This is a genomic window from Neisseria sp. P0014.S009, from assembly GCF_051958155.1.
Lineage (GTDB): Bacteria > Pseudomonadota > Gammaproteobacteria > Burkholderiales > Neisseriaceae > Neisseria > Neisseria flavescens_C.
Genome location: NZ_JBQCVS010000010.1, coordinates 51525 through 64432 on the forward strand (window position 1 = coordinate 51525; position 12908 = coordinate 64432).

The window sequence follows — 12908 nt, forward strand, 5'->3', positions numbered from 1 at the left end:
GAAAAATCAGGCCGTCTGAAACTCCAATTTCAGACAGCCTTTTGTTACAATTTCATTTTTACCGAACACACTCGATTACCGTGAAAATACTTATTCTCGGCAGCGGCCAAGTCGGCTCGACCGTCGCCCAAAACCTCGCCTCCGTTCCCAGCAACGACGTTACCATCATCGACATCGACGAAAAAGCACTCAACCGCATCAGCAGCCGCCTCGATGTCCAAACCATCGTTGGCAACGGCGCATCGCCCTTTACCCTCGAACAGGCAGGTGCGGCGGACTCCGACCTCCTGCTTGCCCTGACCCGCAGTGACGAAACCAACATCGTTGCCTCCAAAATCGCCGCCGACCTATTCAACATCCCCGGCCGTATTGCACGCGTACGCTCAAGCGAATACCTCGAATATCCGGTTGCCGGCAGCGACAAACCCGAAGAAGGCAGCCTCAACATCTTCGGCATTACCGAAACCATCAGCCCCGAACAACTGGTTACCGAACAACTTGTCGGCCTGCTCAGCTACACCAGCGCATTGCAAGTACTCAGCTTTGCCAACGACCAAGTCCGCATGGTGATTGTTCAAGCTCGCAAAGGCGGTTTGCTGATCGACCGTGAAATTGCCGACATCAACCAACATCTCCCCGAAGGCGCGGACTGCCAAATCTGTGCCATATACCGCAACAACCGCCTTATTGTCCCCACGCCGCAAACCGTCATCATCGAAGGTGACGAGGTACTTTTTACCGCCGACATCAGCAGCGTTGAAGCCATCATGCGCGAATTGCGTCCGAAAGAAGCGCGTACCCGCCGCATCATGATCGCCGGTGGCGGCAACATCGGCTACCGCCTTGCCAAGCAGCTCGAGTCCAAATACGACATCAAAATCATCGAATACAAACCCCAGCGCGCCGAATGGCTGGCCGAAAATCTGGACAACACCCTCGTCCTGCAAGGTTCTGCCACCGACGAAACTCTGCTGGACGAAGAATACATCGACGAAATCGACGTCTTCTGCGCGTTGACCAACGACGACGAAAACAACATCATGTCCAGCCTGTTGGCGAAAAATCTTGGTGCCAAACGCGTAATCACCATCGTCAACCGCTCAAGCTACGTCGATTTGCTCGAAGGCAACAAAATCGATATCGTTGTTTCCCCTCATCTGATCACCATCGGCTCCATCCTCGCCCATATCCGCCGCGGCGACGTCGTTGCCGTCCATCCTTTGCGCCGCGGTACGGCCGAAGCCATTGAAGTGGTGGTACACGGCGATAAAAACACTTCCGCCATCGTCGGCCGCCGCATCAGCGGCATCAAATGGCCAAGCGACTGCTACATCGCCGCCATCGTCCGCGGCGCAACCGGCGAAGTCATCATGGGACACCACACCGAAACCATCTTGCAAGACGGCGACCACATTATCTTCTTCGTCTCACGCCGCCGCGTCCTGCCGGAGCTGGAAAAACTCATTCAAGTCAAAATGGGCTTTTTCGGTTAAACCCAAAATCCGTTTGCTTGAAGTCATAAAAAGGCCGTCTGAAAACCTTTTCAGACGGCCTTTATTTATTGTTTTATTTATGCTTTAGCAACGCTGTTTTTACGACCAAACCAAACAAAACCAATCGCACCCAATACAATCATCGGTACGCTCAACCATTGACCCATGGACAAACCCAAGGTCAACAGTCCGAGATAGTCGTCAGGCTGGCGGGCAAATTCGGCAATAAAGCGGAACAAACCGTAACCGCCCAAGAACAATGCCGCTGTTTGACCGGCCGGACGCGTTTTTTTCGAGAAAATCCAAACAATGATAAACAGGCAAATGCCTTCAAGGGCAAACTGGTAAAGCTGAGACGGATGGCGCGGCAGCATGCCGTATTGTTGCAGCCATTCGGCCCACAAAGGATTGTGCGCCGCAGCTTCCGCATCTTCGTAACGCGCTTGCGGGAAACCCATCGCCCAGAAAGCATTGAGTTCGGTCACGCGTCCCCAAAGTTCGCCGTTGATAAAGTTGCCGATACGGCCGGAAGCCAAGCCCAGCGGTACGAGCGGCGCAACGGTATCCATCAATTTCAAGATACTGATGTTGTGCTTGCGGCCAAACAGCCACATGGCAACGACCACGCCCAAGAAGCCGCCGTGAAACGACATACCGCCTTCCCATACTTTGAAAATATCCAACGGGTTGGCCAGATAGTCGGAAAATTTATAAAACAAAACGTAGCCGATACGGCCGCCCAAGATCACACCCAAGATACCCCAAGTCAGGAAATCGTCGAGTGTTTCTTTGGTAAACACAGAATTGCCCTGCGCGATACGGCGGCGGCCCAAAATCGTAAACAGGATAAAGCCGACAATATAGCTCAAGGCATACCAGCGGATGGCAAGCGGGCCGATGCTGATCAGCACCGGATCAAACTGGGGATGTATCATCATAATGTGTGTTCCTTATCTCAAAGGCCGTCTAAAAGCCTGAACTTTCAGACGGCCTGTATGCGGTGTCGGATGGTTTAACGCAAATCGTCAACCACATTCAAAATAGCAGACAACATTGCCTCGCCCAAGCGCAGCGAGCGTTGCCCGTTCCAGCCGAAATCGTCGTCCGGCAGGTTGGCATTGTCTTTAAACGGCATTTCCAAAGTATAGGCAAGGCAGTTGAAATGATTGCCGACCCAGTTGGTCGCCAAAGTCATGTTTGCCTGACCCGGCGCATCTTTGTCATAGCCGTAATCGTCTTGGAAATCGGGGCTGGCATTGAGCAACGCCAGTTTGAATTGATCTTCCAAGGCTTCGATGCGTTCGTTGTAATTCGGCACGCCTTCGGTACCGGCCACAAAGACAAACGGCAGGCCTTCATCGCCGTGAATATCCAAGAACAAATCCACGCCGGTTTCCATCATTTTTTCACGGACGGTAAAGACTTCGGGGCTTAGCTCCAAAGTCGGGTTTTCCCATTCGCGGTTGAGGTTGGCGCCGGCGGCATTGGTGCGCAGGTTGCCCAATACCGAACCGTCCGGATTCATATTCGGCACAATGTAGAAAGTCGCACGGTCAAGCAGCATGCGCGCGGTCGGATCTTGCGGATCAAGCAGACGGCCCAGCAAACCTTCGACAAACCATTCCGCCATGGTTTCGCCCGGATGTTGACGGGCGATAATCCAGACTTTCATGTCGCTTTCGACTTGGTTGCCGATGGTCAGAAGATTGATGTCGCGGCCTTGAACAGTGCTGCCCAAGTCGTCGATACGGCACAAACCGCTGCCCTGAGCATCGCCCAAAAGGTTCAAATGCTGCTCGTTGGAATAAGGCTCGAAATAAGCGTAGTAAACGCTGTTGGACAAAGGCGTATGATTGATGGTCAACACGCCGCTTTCGTAGCTGGTCGGCACGCGGAACCAATTTTGACGGTCGTAAGAAGCGCAAGCCTGATAGTCCTCCCAGCCCAAAGGATACGCAGCGTCCGCCGCATTTTCAAAATGCATCACGCAGTTTTGATAGGCCGCACCCTGCAAACGGAAGTAAAACCATTGGGCAAACTCCGAAGCATTGTCGGGACGCAGGGCGAGGCGGATATCGGCAGGGTTGCTCAAGTCTTTGACAACGACCGAACCGGCATCGAATTGGGTGCTGATTTTCATCATGGGTATCCTTAGTAATCGGCAAAGAGGCCGAAGCAAACCGTCATTTTACCGTTTGCATGAGGCTGGTTTCAACCATTTAACTGATTTAACAGGATTTCAAGCGTCTGGAAATATTGTTTCAGACGGCCTTTGGGATTAAGATAAAGGCCGAAATCATGAAACAAGGTTGAAACCATGACTCAGCAACAATCTGTCTCCTCTGCGATCAAAGCGCGCGTCCTTGCCGAATCTTTACCTTATATCCGCCGTTTTTCCGGCTCCATCATCGTCATCAAATACGGCGGCAACGCCATGACCGAACCTGCCTTAAAAGAGGGTTTCGCACGCGATGTCGTCCTGCTCAAACTGATCGGCCTGCATCCCGTCATCGTTCACGGCGGCGGCCCGCAAATCAATGAAATGTTGGAAAAAGTCGGCAAAAAAGGAGAGTTTGTTCAAGGCATGCGCGTGACCGACAGCGAAACCATGGACATTGTGGAAATGGTTTTGGGCGGACACGTCAATAAAGAAATCGTTTCCATGATTACCACCTTCGGCGGTCGCGCCGTCGGCATTACCGGCCGCGACAACCACTTCATCAAAGCGGAAAAACTCCTAATCGACACGCCCGAACAAAAAGGCGTGGACATCGGCCAAGTCGGCACAGTGGCCGATATCGACACCCGTTTGGTGGAAGGCTTGGTCGAACGCGGCTGCATTCCGGTCATCGCACCCATCGGCGTAGGTCAAAACGGCGAAGCGTTCAACATCAATGCTGACTTGGTTGCCGGCAAACTGGCGGAAAAACTTCAAGCCGAAAAACTGCTGATGATGACCAATATCCCCGGCGTACTGGATAAAGAAGGCAAATTATTGACCACCCTGACGCCAAGCCGCATTGACGAACTGATTGAAGACGGTACTCTGTACGGCGGTATGCTGCCTAAAATTGCCTCTGCCGTCGAAGCCGCCAAAAGCGGTGTCAAAGCCACACATATCATAGACGGCCGCGTTCCAAACGCCCTGCTCTTGGAAGTGCTGACCGATGACGGCGTAGGCTCGATGATTTTGGGAGCAGGCTAATCCGCTTTTCAGACGGCCTTATGCCTTATTTAATCAGCTTTTCACCCTAAAAAGGGTAAAAAATGTTACACTATACGACTTATGTTTGTTTGAGCGATATTGACGTGAAACAAACTTACAGTCGGTTTCATACCGACTCCGATGCCATACTTGGCAAAGACGGTATAATGTCTGCATTCATCAGACTTTGGCAATCATCCTTAAGGCCGTCTGAAGCGTAACAAAGCTACTTTTCTTTTACCATCCTATTTGGAGATATTCATGAGCGCAATCGTTGATATTTTTGCACGCGAAATTTTGGACTCCCGCGGCAACCCTACCGTAGAGTGTGACGTATTGTTGGAATCCGGCGTCATGGGACGCGCAGCCGTACCAAGCGGCGCATCAACCGGCCAAAAAGAAGCTTTGGAACTGCGTGACGGCGACAAATCCCGTTACTTGGGCAAAGGCGTATTGAAAGCCGTTGACCACGTCAACAACCAAATCGCGCAAGCCCTCATCGGTATCGATGCCAACGAACAATCTTATATCGACCAAATCATGATCGAATTGGACGGTACTGAAAACAAAGGCAACTTGGGCGCCAACGCCACTTTGGCCGTTTCTATGGCCGTAGCACGCGCGGCCGCTGAAGATTCAGGCCTGCCGCTGTACCGTTACTTGGGCGGCGCAGGCCCAATGGCTCTGCCGGTTCCGATGATGAACGTTATCAACGGCGGCGAACATGCCAACAACAGCCTGAACATCCAAGAATTCATGATCATGCCTGTCGGCGCAAAATCTTTCCGCGAAGCTCTGCGTTGCGGTGCCGAAATTTTCCACGCACTGAAAAAACTGTGTGACGGCAAAGGCTTCCCAACTACCGTTGGCGACGAAGGTGGTTTCGCACCCAACCTGAACAGCCACAAAGAAGCCCTGCAACTGATGGTGGAAGCCACAGAAGCCGCCGGCTACAAAGCAGGTGAAGACGTATTGTTCGCTCTGGACTGCGCATCCAGCGAATTCTACAAAGACGGCAAATACCACTTGGAAGCCGAAGGCCGCTCTTACACCAGCGCAGAATTTGCCGAATACTTGGAAGGCCTGGTTAACGAATTCCCAATCATTTCCATCGAAGACGGCATGGACGAAAACGACTGGGAAGGCTGGAAACTGCTGACCGAAAAATTGGGCAAAAAAGTTCAATTGGTCGGCGACGACTTGTTCGTAACCAATCCAAAAATCTTGGCTGAAGGCATCGAAAAAGGCGTGGCAAACGCATTGCTGGTTAAAGTCAACCAAATCGGTACATTGAGCGAAACCCTGCAAGCCGTCGACTTGGCCAAACGCAACCGCTACGCCAGCGTAATGAGCCACCGTTCCGGTGAAACCGAAGACAGCACCATTGCCGACTTGGCCGTTGCCACCAACTGCATGCAAATCAAAACCGGCTCCCTGTCCCGTTCTGACCGCATGGCGAAATACAACCAATTGTTGCGCATCGAAGAAGAATTGGCCGAAGCCGCTTACTACCCTGGCAAAGCCGCATTCTACCAACTGGGCAAATAAGCAGAATATAGGATATTGATTGTATGAAGTGGGTGACTTTTGTTTTAACCTTCGCACTTTTGTGCTGTCAGTACAGCCTTTGGTTCGGTAAAGGCAGCGTCGGGCATACGGAAGAATTGCAGGAGCAGCTCGTCCGTCAGGAGGAAAAAAACCAAACGCTCACTTTGCGCAACAATTTCCTCAATGCGGAAGTTGAAGATTTGGCACACGGACAAGAGGCCATTGCCGAAATTGCCCGCGTCGAATTAGGCTATGTCCAAGACGGCGAAGTGTATTACCGAATCATCGACCGCCGCTAAACCCTGCAAAACAAAGGCCGTCTGAAAACATATTTTTCAGACGGCCTTTTTTATCGCAATCGCTATATAATCACATATCCCAAAATCAAATCACACCCATCATGTATGACGTAAACACCCACGATGTCCGCCGATTCTTTGCCCACGTCTGGCAACACAGGCTCGCGCCGCTCCAATTAGACGGCCTGCAACAAAAAGCTTTGCGCATCATCGAAGCCCATCCCGAATACGGACACTATCTCGAAGACATCGAACAATATTTAGATAAAGAATGGCTGCCCGAAGACGGTGAAAGCAACCCATTCCTGCACATGTCGCTACACCTTTCCCTGCAAGAGCAAAGCGCCATCGACCAGCCCCCGGGCATCCGTGCCATCCACCAACAACTTTGCGCCCGTTACAACGGCGACTGGGTCAAAGCCGAACACGATATGATGGAAGCCTTAGCAGAAACCATCTGGGAAGCACAACGCTACGGACGGGGCCTTGACGTCAATGCCTACATGACCCGCTTGCGGAAATTGGTCGGCTTAGGCCAAGAAGAAAAAGCCCGCCTCAATCCCCATGAAGTCGGCTTGATGGATACAAAGTAACTTCTTTTCAGACGGCCTCAACCCATACAAATCCTTACGCTTGCCAAAGCCAACATTTCCATCTTTCATGCTAAATTACTTTTTTGAAATCCGCATTACAAGGAAAACAAAATGCTCCGCCCAACCCTTACCACCCTACTGCTAGCCGCCTCCCTGCCCGTTGCAGCAGAAAGCCTCAACTACAACATCGTTGAATTTTCCGAATCCGCGAATATGGAAGTGCCACGGGATACCATGACCGCGCATTTCAGCGTCAACGCAGAAGGCAAAGACCGTCAAGCCGTCAACCAAGCCTTCATGAAAAAATTCAACCAGTTCAACAAAATCTCCCAAAACAGCAAATTTAAAGCCGAGTTGATGGAGCGCAACGGATCCCCTCGCTATCAATATACCAACGGCAAACGCACCCAAACCGGCTGGGAAGAACACGCCTACTTCAAAGTAGAAAGCAAAGACTTTGAAGCACTCAACCGCCTAATTGCCGACAGCATCAATATCGCCGTTTTGGAAAGCTCCTCATTTTCCGTATCCAAAGAAAAACGCGAAGAAACCGTCGACCAACTGAGCAAAGCCGTCATCCTACGCTTCAAAGACCGCGCCCAAAACCTCGCCCAAACGCTTGGCTTCTCCAGCTACAAAATCGTCAAACTCAACCTGGGCCACATCGGCAACCGCCAAGTCGGCGGCGATTTCGCACACGCCAAAATGTTGCGGGCAGCCCCTGTCGCAGAGATGGCTGCGGGAATAGAAGATGGTGTACCAGCCTCTCCAGGTTCGGAAGAAATCAGCCTAACCGTCAGTGGCTCGGTACAAATGTAGGATTTTCTTTTAAATCATTTTAAAGGCCGTCTGAAAGTATATTTTTCAGACGGCCTTTGTGTTGCTCAACAATTAGAAGGGAATATCGTCGTCGATATCATCAACCGGAGCGGTCGGTTGTGCCGGGGCAGGACGACGGGCTGGGGCGGCTGGGGGTTCTTGCGCCGGGGCTGATTGGTATTGCTGTTGTGGCGCTTGTTGGTAACTGCTTTGGCTTGAATGGCCGCCTTGGTTGTAGCCGTCATCATATGGTGCGCCGCCGCTGTTGTCATTGCGACCGCCGAGCATTTTCATTTCGTTGGCGATAATGTCGTAAGCGGTGCGCTCGATGCCGTCTTTGCCTTGGTATTTACGGCTTTGGATACGGCCTTCCAGGTACACTTGGCTGCCTTTACGCAGGTATTGACCGGCGATCTCGGCGAGTTTGCGGTACATGGTGATGTTGTGCCATTCGGTACGTTCTACGCGTTGGCCGTTGCGGTCGTTCCAAGTTTCGCTGGTGGCAACGCTGAAGTTACAGACGGCCTCGCCGTTGGGCATATAGCGGACTTCCGGGTCGCGGCCGAGGCGGCCGATGAGGATAACTTTATTCAATGACATTTTACACTCCTGTGATGATTTTTTCGGCGGCCTCTTGGTCGAATCCTTTTTGCAAGGCCTTGATATAAATGGTTTGTTTGTCTGCGCTAAAGCTGATGCTTTCAACGCCTTCAATTTCGGTCAATTTTTGGTAGAGCAAATCCGGATTTTGTTGCCATTCGGCGTTAAGCGGATAGCTGAGGTTTTTGACGGGTTTTGGTGCCGGCGAAATGACTGCCAATACCAGCCACAGCAACATTAATACGCTACAAAAGGCAAATACGCCTACAAAACCGTATTTTTGGAACAATAAACCACCGGTTGCACCGCCGACAAACAAGCCGACCGACTGCATGGTGTTATACACGCCCATCGCCGTACCTTTCAAATCGGACGGAGCGATTTTCGATACCATAGACGGCAGGCTGGCTTCCAATACATTGAAACCAATAAAGTAAACAATCAGATAAGCGGTAATCAACCATACCGAGTGCATTCCGAACAGCAGACCGATTTGCGCCGTGGCAATGCAGACGATACCAAGGATAAACACTTGTTTGAGTTTGTTGCGCGTTTCGCCGACGATAATCAGCGGCACCATAATAATCAGACCGGTAATGGTTGACGGCAGATAGACTTGCCAGTGATGGATTTTTTCCAAACCCAACTGCGTCATGGCAAACGGCAATGCGGTAAATAAAGCCATTTGCGCCGCATGCAAGGCAAAAATACCGAAGTCGAGATTGAGCAGTTGGCGGTTTTTCAATACTTCGCCCATACGCGAAGGCTGCGCCTGCGTGTCTTCGTGCATTTTTGACACTTCAGGATCAGGCGTCATCCAGGCAATCACGCCAATACTGATTACCGTCAGAATACCGGTCAGCGCAAACAGGCCGGATACGCCGATAAAGCTGGCAATCATCGGCGCCAGCACTAGGCTGACGGAAAAGGTCAAGCCGATACTCAGGCCGATCATCGCCATCGCACGCGTCCGCACTTCGTTACGGGTCAAATCCGCCAGTAAAGCCGTTACCGCCGCGCTGACGGCACCCGCGCCTTGAATGGCTCGCGCGGCAACCAACATCTGCAGGCTGTCGGCAACTGCGGCCAAAAAACTACCCGCCGCAAACACAATCAAGCCGGCATAAATCACTTTTTTACGACCGAACTTGTCGGAAGCTATGCCCAAAGGTAGCTGTAGCAAAGCCTGTGTCAGCCCGTAAATACCCATCGCCATACCGACCAGCGCTTTATTGTTTTCTGCGCCGGGCAACGAAGCGGCATACATCGCCAAAACTGGCAACACCAAAAACATCCCCAACATACGCAGTGCGTAAACACCGGAAAGTGTGGTACTGGCACGCCACTCGTGCGGAAACATTTGAATGCGGTTATCTCTTGCCATAAATAATGTTTCAGACGGCCTTAAGTTTGCGAAAGGCCGTCTGAAAGTGTGAATTAACAGATTTTCTGATTATACAGGATTCAAAGGAATTGCATGGAGTCAAATCGCAAGCCGTTTATCGCAAACCTGCTTCATCGGTATAAAACGGTTTTAACAAAAAACAACGTCACGCAAGATCTGCCCTATCCCATTATCCCCAATCAACCCCACTGCCATCTATTTCGCCACGCGCCTAACACGGCATTCGGATATTTGTTACTGCCCAAGCTGCCGTTAAACCTTGCCAAAGCGCGGACAATATTGCCTTTTTCGATATTGTTGTAATGGCGCAGAATGGTGCAGCCATAGCGCAGATTGGTGCGGATATCGAAAAGATTGTGCGACGGATTGCCGATATAGTTTTTCCAAAACGGCATCACCTGCATCAAACCGCGCGCGCCCACTCCGCTGATGGCATATTGGCGAAACGCGCTTTCCACTTCAATCAAACCCAGAATCACTTGGGTGTTGAGTCCGGCGCGACTGCTTTCGTATTGAATATTGACCAACAAACGGCGGCGCTCGCCCTCATCGGGAATAAAGCGTGCCAATCGGGAAGACATCGCCGCCAACCAACGTTCCCCTTCCTTCGAATCTGCAAACACCAGCCGCGCAGGGCTGGCACTATTAATCGAACTGCGCATCACGGAAGCCACATCATCCGCCAGCGTTTCTTCACGTTGCGCCCCAGCCCATGCGGTCGCAGGCGTCAAAAGCATGGCTCCGCCAACTTGCAACATACGGCGGCGCGATAAAAATAAGGAATCTTGGTTTTCCGATTTCATGTATTTTCTCTTTTTAGGCCGTCTAAAAAGTTCAGACGGCCTTCGATATATTTGCTTAAAATCAGCATTATAAAATACATCTATGAGCAGAATCAAAGAGCTGTATTCCTTTTATTGTCAAGTGATACAGCCTCAAGTAACATTTAGGTTTTTCTAATCAAGCGGTATTTTTTATGACCACCACTCCCGCCAACGTTTTAGCCTCCGTCGACTTGGGTTCCAACAGTTTCCGCCTGCAAATTTGTGAAAACAACAACGGCCAGCTGAAAGTCATCGACTCGTTCAAACAAATGGTTCGCTTTGCCGCCGGCTTGGACGAACAAAAAAACCTGAGCGAAGCCTCTCAAGAACAAGCCTTGGAATGTTTGGCGAAATTTGGCGAACGCCTGCGCGGATTCCAGCCTGAAAACGTGCGCGTGGTGGCCACCAACACTTTCCGCGTCGCCAAAAACATTGCCCAATTCCTGCCCCGTGCCGAAGCGGCGCTGGGTTTCCCCATCGAAGTCATTGCCGGCCGTGAAGAAGCGCGTCTGATTTACACCGGCGTAGTGCATACCCTGCCGCCCAAAGGCGACAAAATGCTGGTTATCGACATCGGCGGCGGTTCGACCGAATTTGTTATCGGCTCGGATTTGCAACCACTGACCACAGAAAGCCTGCCTTTAGGCTGCGTAACGTACAGCATGCGCTTCTTTCAAAATAAAGTGACTGCCAAAGATTTCCAAGCCGCCGTTTCCGCCGCGCGTATCGAAATCCAACGCATCAGCAAAATGATGAAGCGTACCGGTTGGGATTTCGCCATCGGCACGTCCGGTTCGGCAAAATCCATACGCGACGTTTTGGCAGCCGAATTGCCGCAAGAAGCCGACATTACCGCCCAAGGCATGCGTTATCTTGCCGATAGGATCATCGAAGCCGGTTCGGTTAAAAAAGCCAAATTTGAAAACCTCAAACCCGAACGCATCGAAGTTTTCGCGGGCGGGTTGGCCGTGATGATGGCCGCTTTTGAAGAACTCTCGCTGACCAAAATGACCGTTACCGAAGCCGCCCTCCGCGACGGCGTGTTCTACGACTTAATCGGCCGCAGCCTCAATGTTGATATGCGCGAACAGACAACGGCCGAGTTCCAAAAACGCTACCACGTCAGCCTCAACCAAGCCAAACGCGTTGCCGATACCGCGCAAGCCTTTATGAACAGCCTGTGCCACGCCAAAAACGTAACTGTTCAAGAGCTTGCCCTGTGGAACCAATACCTCAGCCGCGCAGGCCGTCTGCATGAAATCGGCTTGGATATTGCCCATACCGGTTATCACAAACACTCCGCCTACATTCTCGAAAACGCCGATATGCCGGGCTTCTCACGCAAAGAGCAAACCATTTTGGCGCAACTGGTTATCGGCCATCGCGGCGACCTCAAGAAAATGGCAGACATTATCGGCAACAACGAAATCATGTGGTGTGCCGTATTATCCCTGCGCCTGGCCGCCCTCTTCTGCCGTTCGCGCCTGCCGCTTGATTTGCCGCCGCAAACCCAGCTTCGCATCGATGAAAACAACCACAGCTTCATCTTGCGCATCAATGCCCAATGGCTGGAGCAACACCCCCTCATCGCCGATGCGCTGGACTACGAAAGCGCGCAATGGCAAAAAATCGATATGCCTTTCTCGGTTCAAGCACAATAAACCGTGCTCCGTTATAATAGGCTGCTTTTCAAAATCCAAACCGCAGGCCGTCTGAAAACGACAGCCTGCCATACATCAAGGAAAACCATGAGAAAACCTCAACGCGGCTACGCCCGCCAAGACCGTGTCAAAGAACAAATCATGCGCGAGCTTGCCGAACTCGTCCGCACCGGCCTGAAAGATCCGCGCGCAGGCTTCATCACCATCAACGAAGTCGAAGTCACCCGCGATTACAGCCACGCCACCGTGTTCTATACCGTCCTCGACGACAGCACGCGCGACATTACCGAAGAAGCTTTGGAACACGCCAAAGGCCATTTGCGCAGCGAATTGGCCAAACGCATCAAACTCTTCAAAACGCCCGAGCTGCACTTCAAATACGACGAATCACTCGAACGCGGCATGAGCATTTCCAGCCTGATCGACCAAGTGGCGGCGGAAAAACCGGTTGAAGATTAAGA

Annotated in this window: 14 protein-coding genes; 9 read left to right on the forward strand and 5 right to left on the reverse strand. The window is 51.6% G+C overall.

Features of this window, described 5'->3' with window-relative positions; genetic code table 11:
• The first annotated feature begins 80 nt into the window (after positions 1-80).
• On the forward strand, positions 81-1493 hold the full coding sequence (trkA, locus tag ACTHS4_RS08400; protein WP_440365717.1) for a Trk system potassium transporter TrkA: 1413 nt from the start codon (positions 81-83) through the stop codon (positions 1491-1493).
• 77 nt (positions 1494-1570) lie between these two features.
• On the opposite strand, the gene lgt is transcribed toward trkA, so the two are convergent.
• Together lgt and ACTHS4_RS08410 are read right to left on the reverse strand one after the other, a co-directional pair.
• Positions 1571-2431, reverse strand: coding sequence for a prolipoprotein diacylglyceryl transferase (gene lgt / locus ACTHS4_RS08405; RefSeq protein WP_371460107.1), 861 nt, complete (start codon positions 2429-2431; stop codon positions 1571-1573).
• Positions 2432-2505: 74 nt separating this feature from the next.
• Positions 2506-3636, reverse strand: a complete 1131-nt coding sequence (locus ACTHS4_RS08410; RefSeq protein ID WP_070826833.1) for a M14 family metallopeptidase — start codon at positions 3634-3636, stop codon at positions 2506-2508.
• 174 nt (positions 3637-3810) lie between these two features.
• Here ACTHS4_RS08410 and argB point away from each other — a divergent pair, with 174 nt between their 5' ends.
• The 6 genes from argB (at position 3811) to ACTHS4_RS08440 (ending at position 7957) form a co-directional block, all read left to right on the forward strand.
• Positions 3811-4698: an acetylglutamate kinase gene (gene argB / locus ACTHS4_RS08415; RefSeq protein WP_070826831.1), complete on the forward strand. Its 888-nt coding sequence runs from the start codon at positions 3811-3813 to the stop codon at positions 4696-4698.
• A gap of 62 nt (positions 4699-4760) precedes the next feature.
• Positions 4761-4919 (forward strand): hypothetical protein, encoded by a 159-nt coding sequence (locus tag ACTHS4_RS08420; protein WP_440365718.1) that lies wholly within the window; start codon positions 4761-4763, stop codon positions 4917-4919.
• A gap of 40 nt (positions 4920-4959) precedes the next feature.
• The gene (gene eno, locus ACTHS4_RS08425) at positions 4960-6246 is read left to right on the forward strand and encodes a phosphopyruvate hydratase (RefSeq protein ID WP_070826829.1); all 1287 of its coding nucleotides are present in this window, start codon (positions 4960-4962) and stop codon (positions 6244-6246) included.
• Positions 6247-6269: 23 nt separating this feature from the next.
• Complete coding sequence (gene ftsB, locus ACTHS4_RS08430) at positions 6270-6545, forward strand: cell division protein FtsB (RefSeq protein ID WP_003679613.1); 276 nt, start codon at positions 6270-6272, stop codon at positions 6543-6545.
• A 101-nt stretch (positions 6546-6646) separates the two neighbouring features.
• Positions 6647-7138 carry a DUF1841 family protein gene (locus ACTHS4_RS08435; protein WP_063068729.1) on the forward strand — a complete coding sequence of 164 codons (492 nt, stop codon included), beginning with the start codon at positions 6647-6649 and terminating at the stop codon, positions 7136-7138.
• Positions 7139-7249: 111 nt separating this feature from the next.
• Positions 7250-7957: an SIMPL domain-containing protein gene (locus ACTHS4_RS08440; protein WP_070826827.1), complete on the forward strand. Its 708-nt coding sequence runs from the start codon at positions 7250-7252 to the stop codon at positions 7955-7957.
• Between the two features lie 72 nt (positions 7958-8029).
• Here ACTHS4_RS08440 and ACTHS4_RS08445 read toward each other — a convergent pair whose 3' ends face one another.
• The 3 genes from ACTHS4_RS08445 to ACTHS4_RS08455 all read right to left on the reverse strand — a co-directional run bounded on the left by ACTHS4_RS08445 (position 8030) and on the right by ACTHS4_RS08455 (position 10765).
• Positions 8030-8557: a single-stranded DNA-binding protein gene (locus tag ACTHS4_RS08445; RefSeq protein ID WP_049332709.1), complete on the reverse strand. Its 528-nt coding sequence runs from the start codon at positions 8555-8557 to the stop codon at positions 8030-8032.
• Position 8558: 1 nt separating this feature from the next.
• Complete coding sequence (locus ACTHS4_RS08450) at positions 8559-9941, reverse strand: MFS transporter (protein WP_070826825.1); 1383 nt, start codon at positions 9939-9941, stop codon at positions 8559-8561.
• A gap of 200 nt (positions 9942-10141) precedes the next feature.
• Complete coding sequence (locus ACTHS4_RS08455) at positions 10142-10765, reverse strand: lytic transglycosylase domain-containing protein (RefSeq protein ID WP_070826823.1); 624 nt, start codon at positions 10763-10765, stop codon at positions 10142-10144.
• A 173-nt stretch (positions 10766-10938) separates the two neighbouring features.
• Here ACTHS4_RS08455 and ppx point away from each other — a divergent pair, with 173 nt between their 5' ends.
• Positions 10939-12447, forward strand: a complete 1509-nt coding sequence (gene ppx, locus ACTHS4_RS08460) for an exopolyphosphatase (protein ID WP_004520779.1) — start codon at positions 10939-10941, stop codon at positions 12445-12447.
• A gap of 87 nt (positions 12448-12534) precedes the next feature.
• On the forward strand, positions 12535-12906 hold the full coding sequence (gene rbfA / locus ACTHS4_RS08465; RefSeq protein ID WP_003685554.1) for a 30S ribosome-binding factor RbfA: 372 nt from the start codon (positions 12535-12537) through the stop codon (positions 12904-12906).
• Positions 12907-12908: the final 2 nt, after the last annotated feature.

Excerpts from the sequence above, each read along its gene's own strand:
- lgt (WP_371460107.1), bottom strand. The coding sequence starts at position 2,431 with ATGATGATACATCCCCAGTTTGATCCGGTGCTGATCAGCATCGGCCCG.
- ACTHS4_RS08410 (WP_070826833.1), bottom strand. The coding sequence starts at position 3,636 with ATGATGAAAATCAGCACCCAATTCGATGCCGGTTCGGTCGTTGTCAAA.
- argB (WP_070826831.1), top strand. The coding sequence starts at position 3,811 with ATGACTCAGCAACAATCTGTCTCCTCTGCGATCAAAGCGCGCGTCCTT.
- ACTHS4_RS08420 (WP_440365718.1), top strand. The coding sequence starts at position 4,761 with ATGTTACACTATACGACTTATGTTTGTTTGAGCGATATTGACGTGAAA.
- eno (WP_070826829.1), top strand. The coding sequence starts at position 4,960 with ATGAGCGCAATCGTTGATATTTTTGCACGCGAAATTTTGGACTCCCGC.
- ftsB (WP_003679613.1), top strand. The coding sequence starts at position 6,270 with ATGAAGTGGGTGACTTTTGTTTTAACCTTCGCACTTTTGTGCTGTCAG.
- ACTHS4_RS08435 (WP_063068729.1), top strand. The coding sequence starts at position 6,647 with ATGTATGACGTAAACACCCACGATGTCCGCCGATTCTTTGCCCACGTC.
- ACTHS4_RS08440 (WP_070826827.1), top strand. The coding sequence starts at position 7,250 with ATGCTCCGCCCAACCCTTACCACCCTACTGCTAGCCGCCTCCCTGCCC.
- ACTHS4_RS08445 (WP_049332709.1), bottom strand. The coding sequence starts at position 8,557 with ATGTCATTGAATAAAGTTATCCTCATCGGCCGCCTCGGCCGCGACCCG.
- ACTHS4_RS08450 (WP_070826825.1), bottom strand. The coding sequence starts at position 9,941 with ATGGCAAGAGATAACCGCATTCAAATGTTTCCGCACGAGTGGCGTGCC.
- ACTHS4_RS08455 (WP_070826823.1), bottom strand. The coding sequence starts at position 10,765 with ATGAAATCGGAAAACCAAGATTCCTTATTTTTATCGCGCCGCCGTATG.
- ppx (WP_004520779.1), top strand. The coding sequence starts at position 10,939 with ATGACCACCACTCCCGCCAACGTTTTAGCCTCCGTCGACTTGGGTTCC.
- rbfA (WP_003685554.1), top strand. The coding sequence starts at position 12,535 with ATGAGAAAACCTCAACGCGGCTACGCCCGCCAAGACCGTGTCAAAGAA.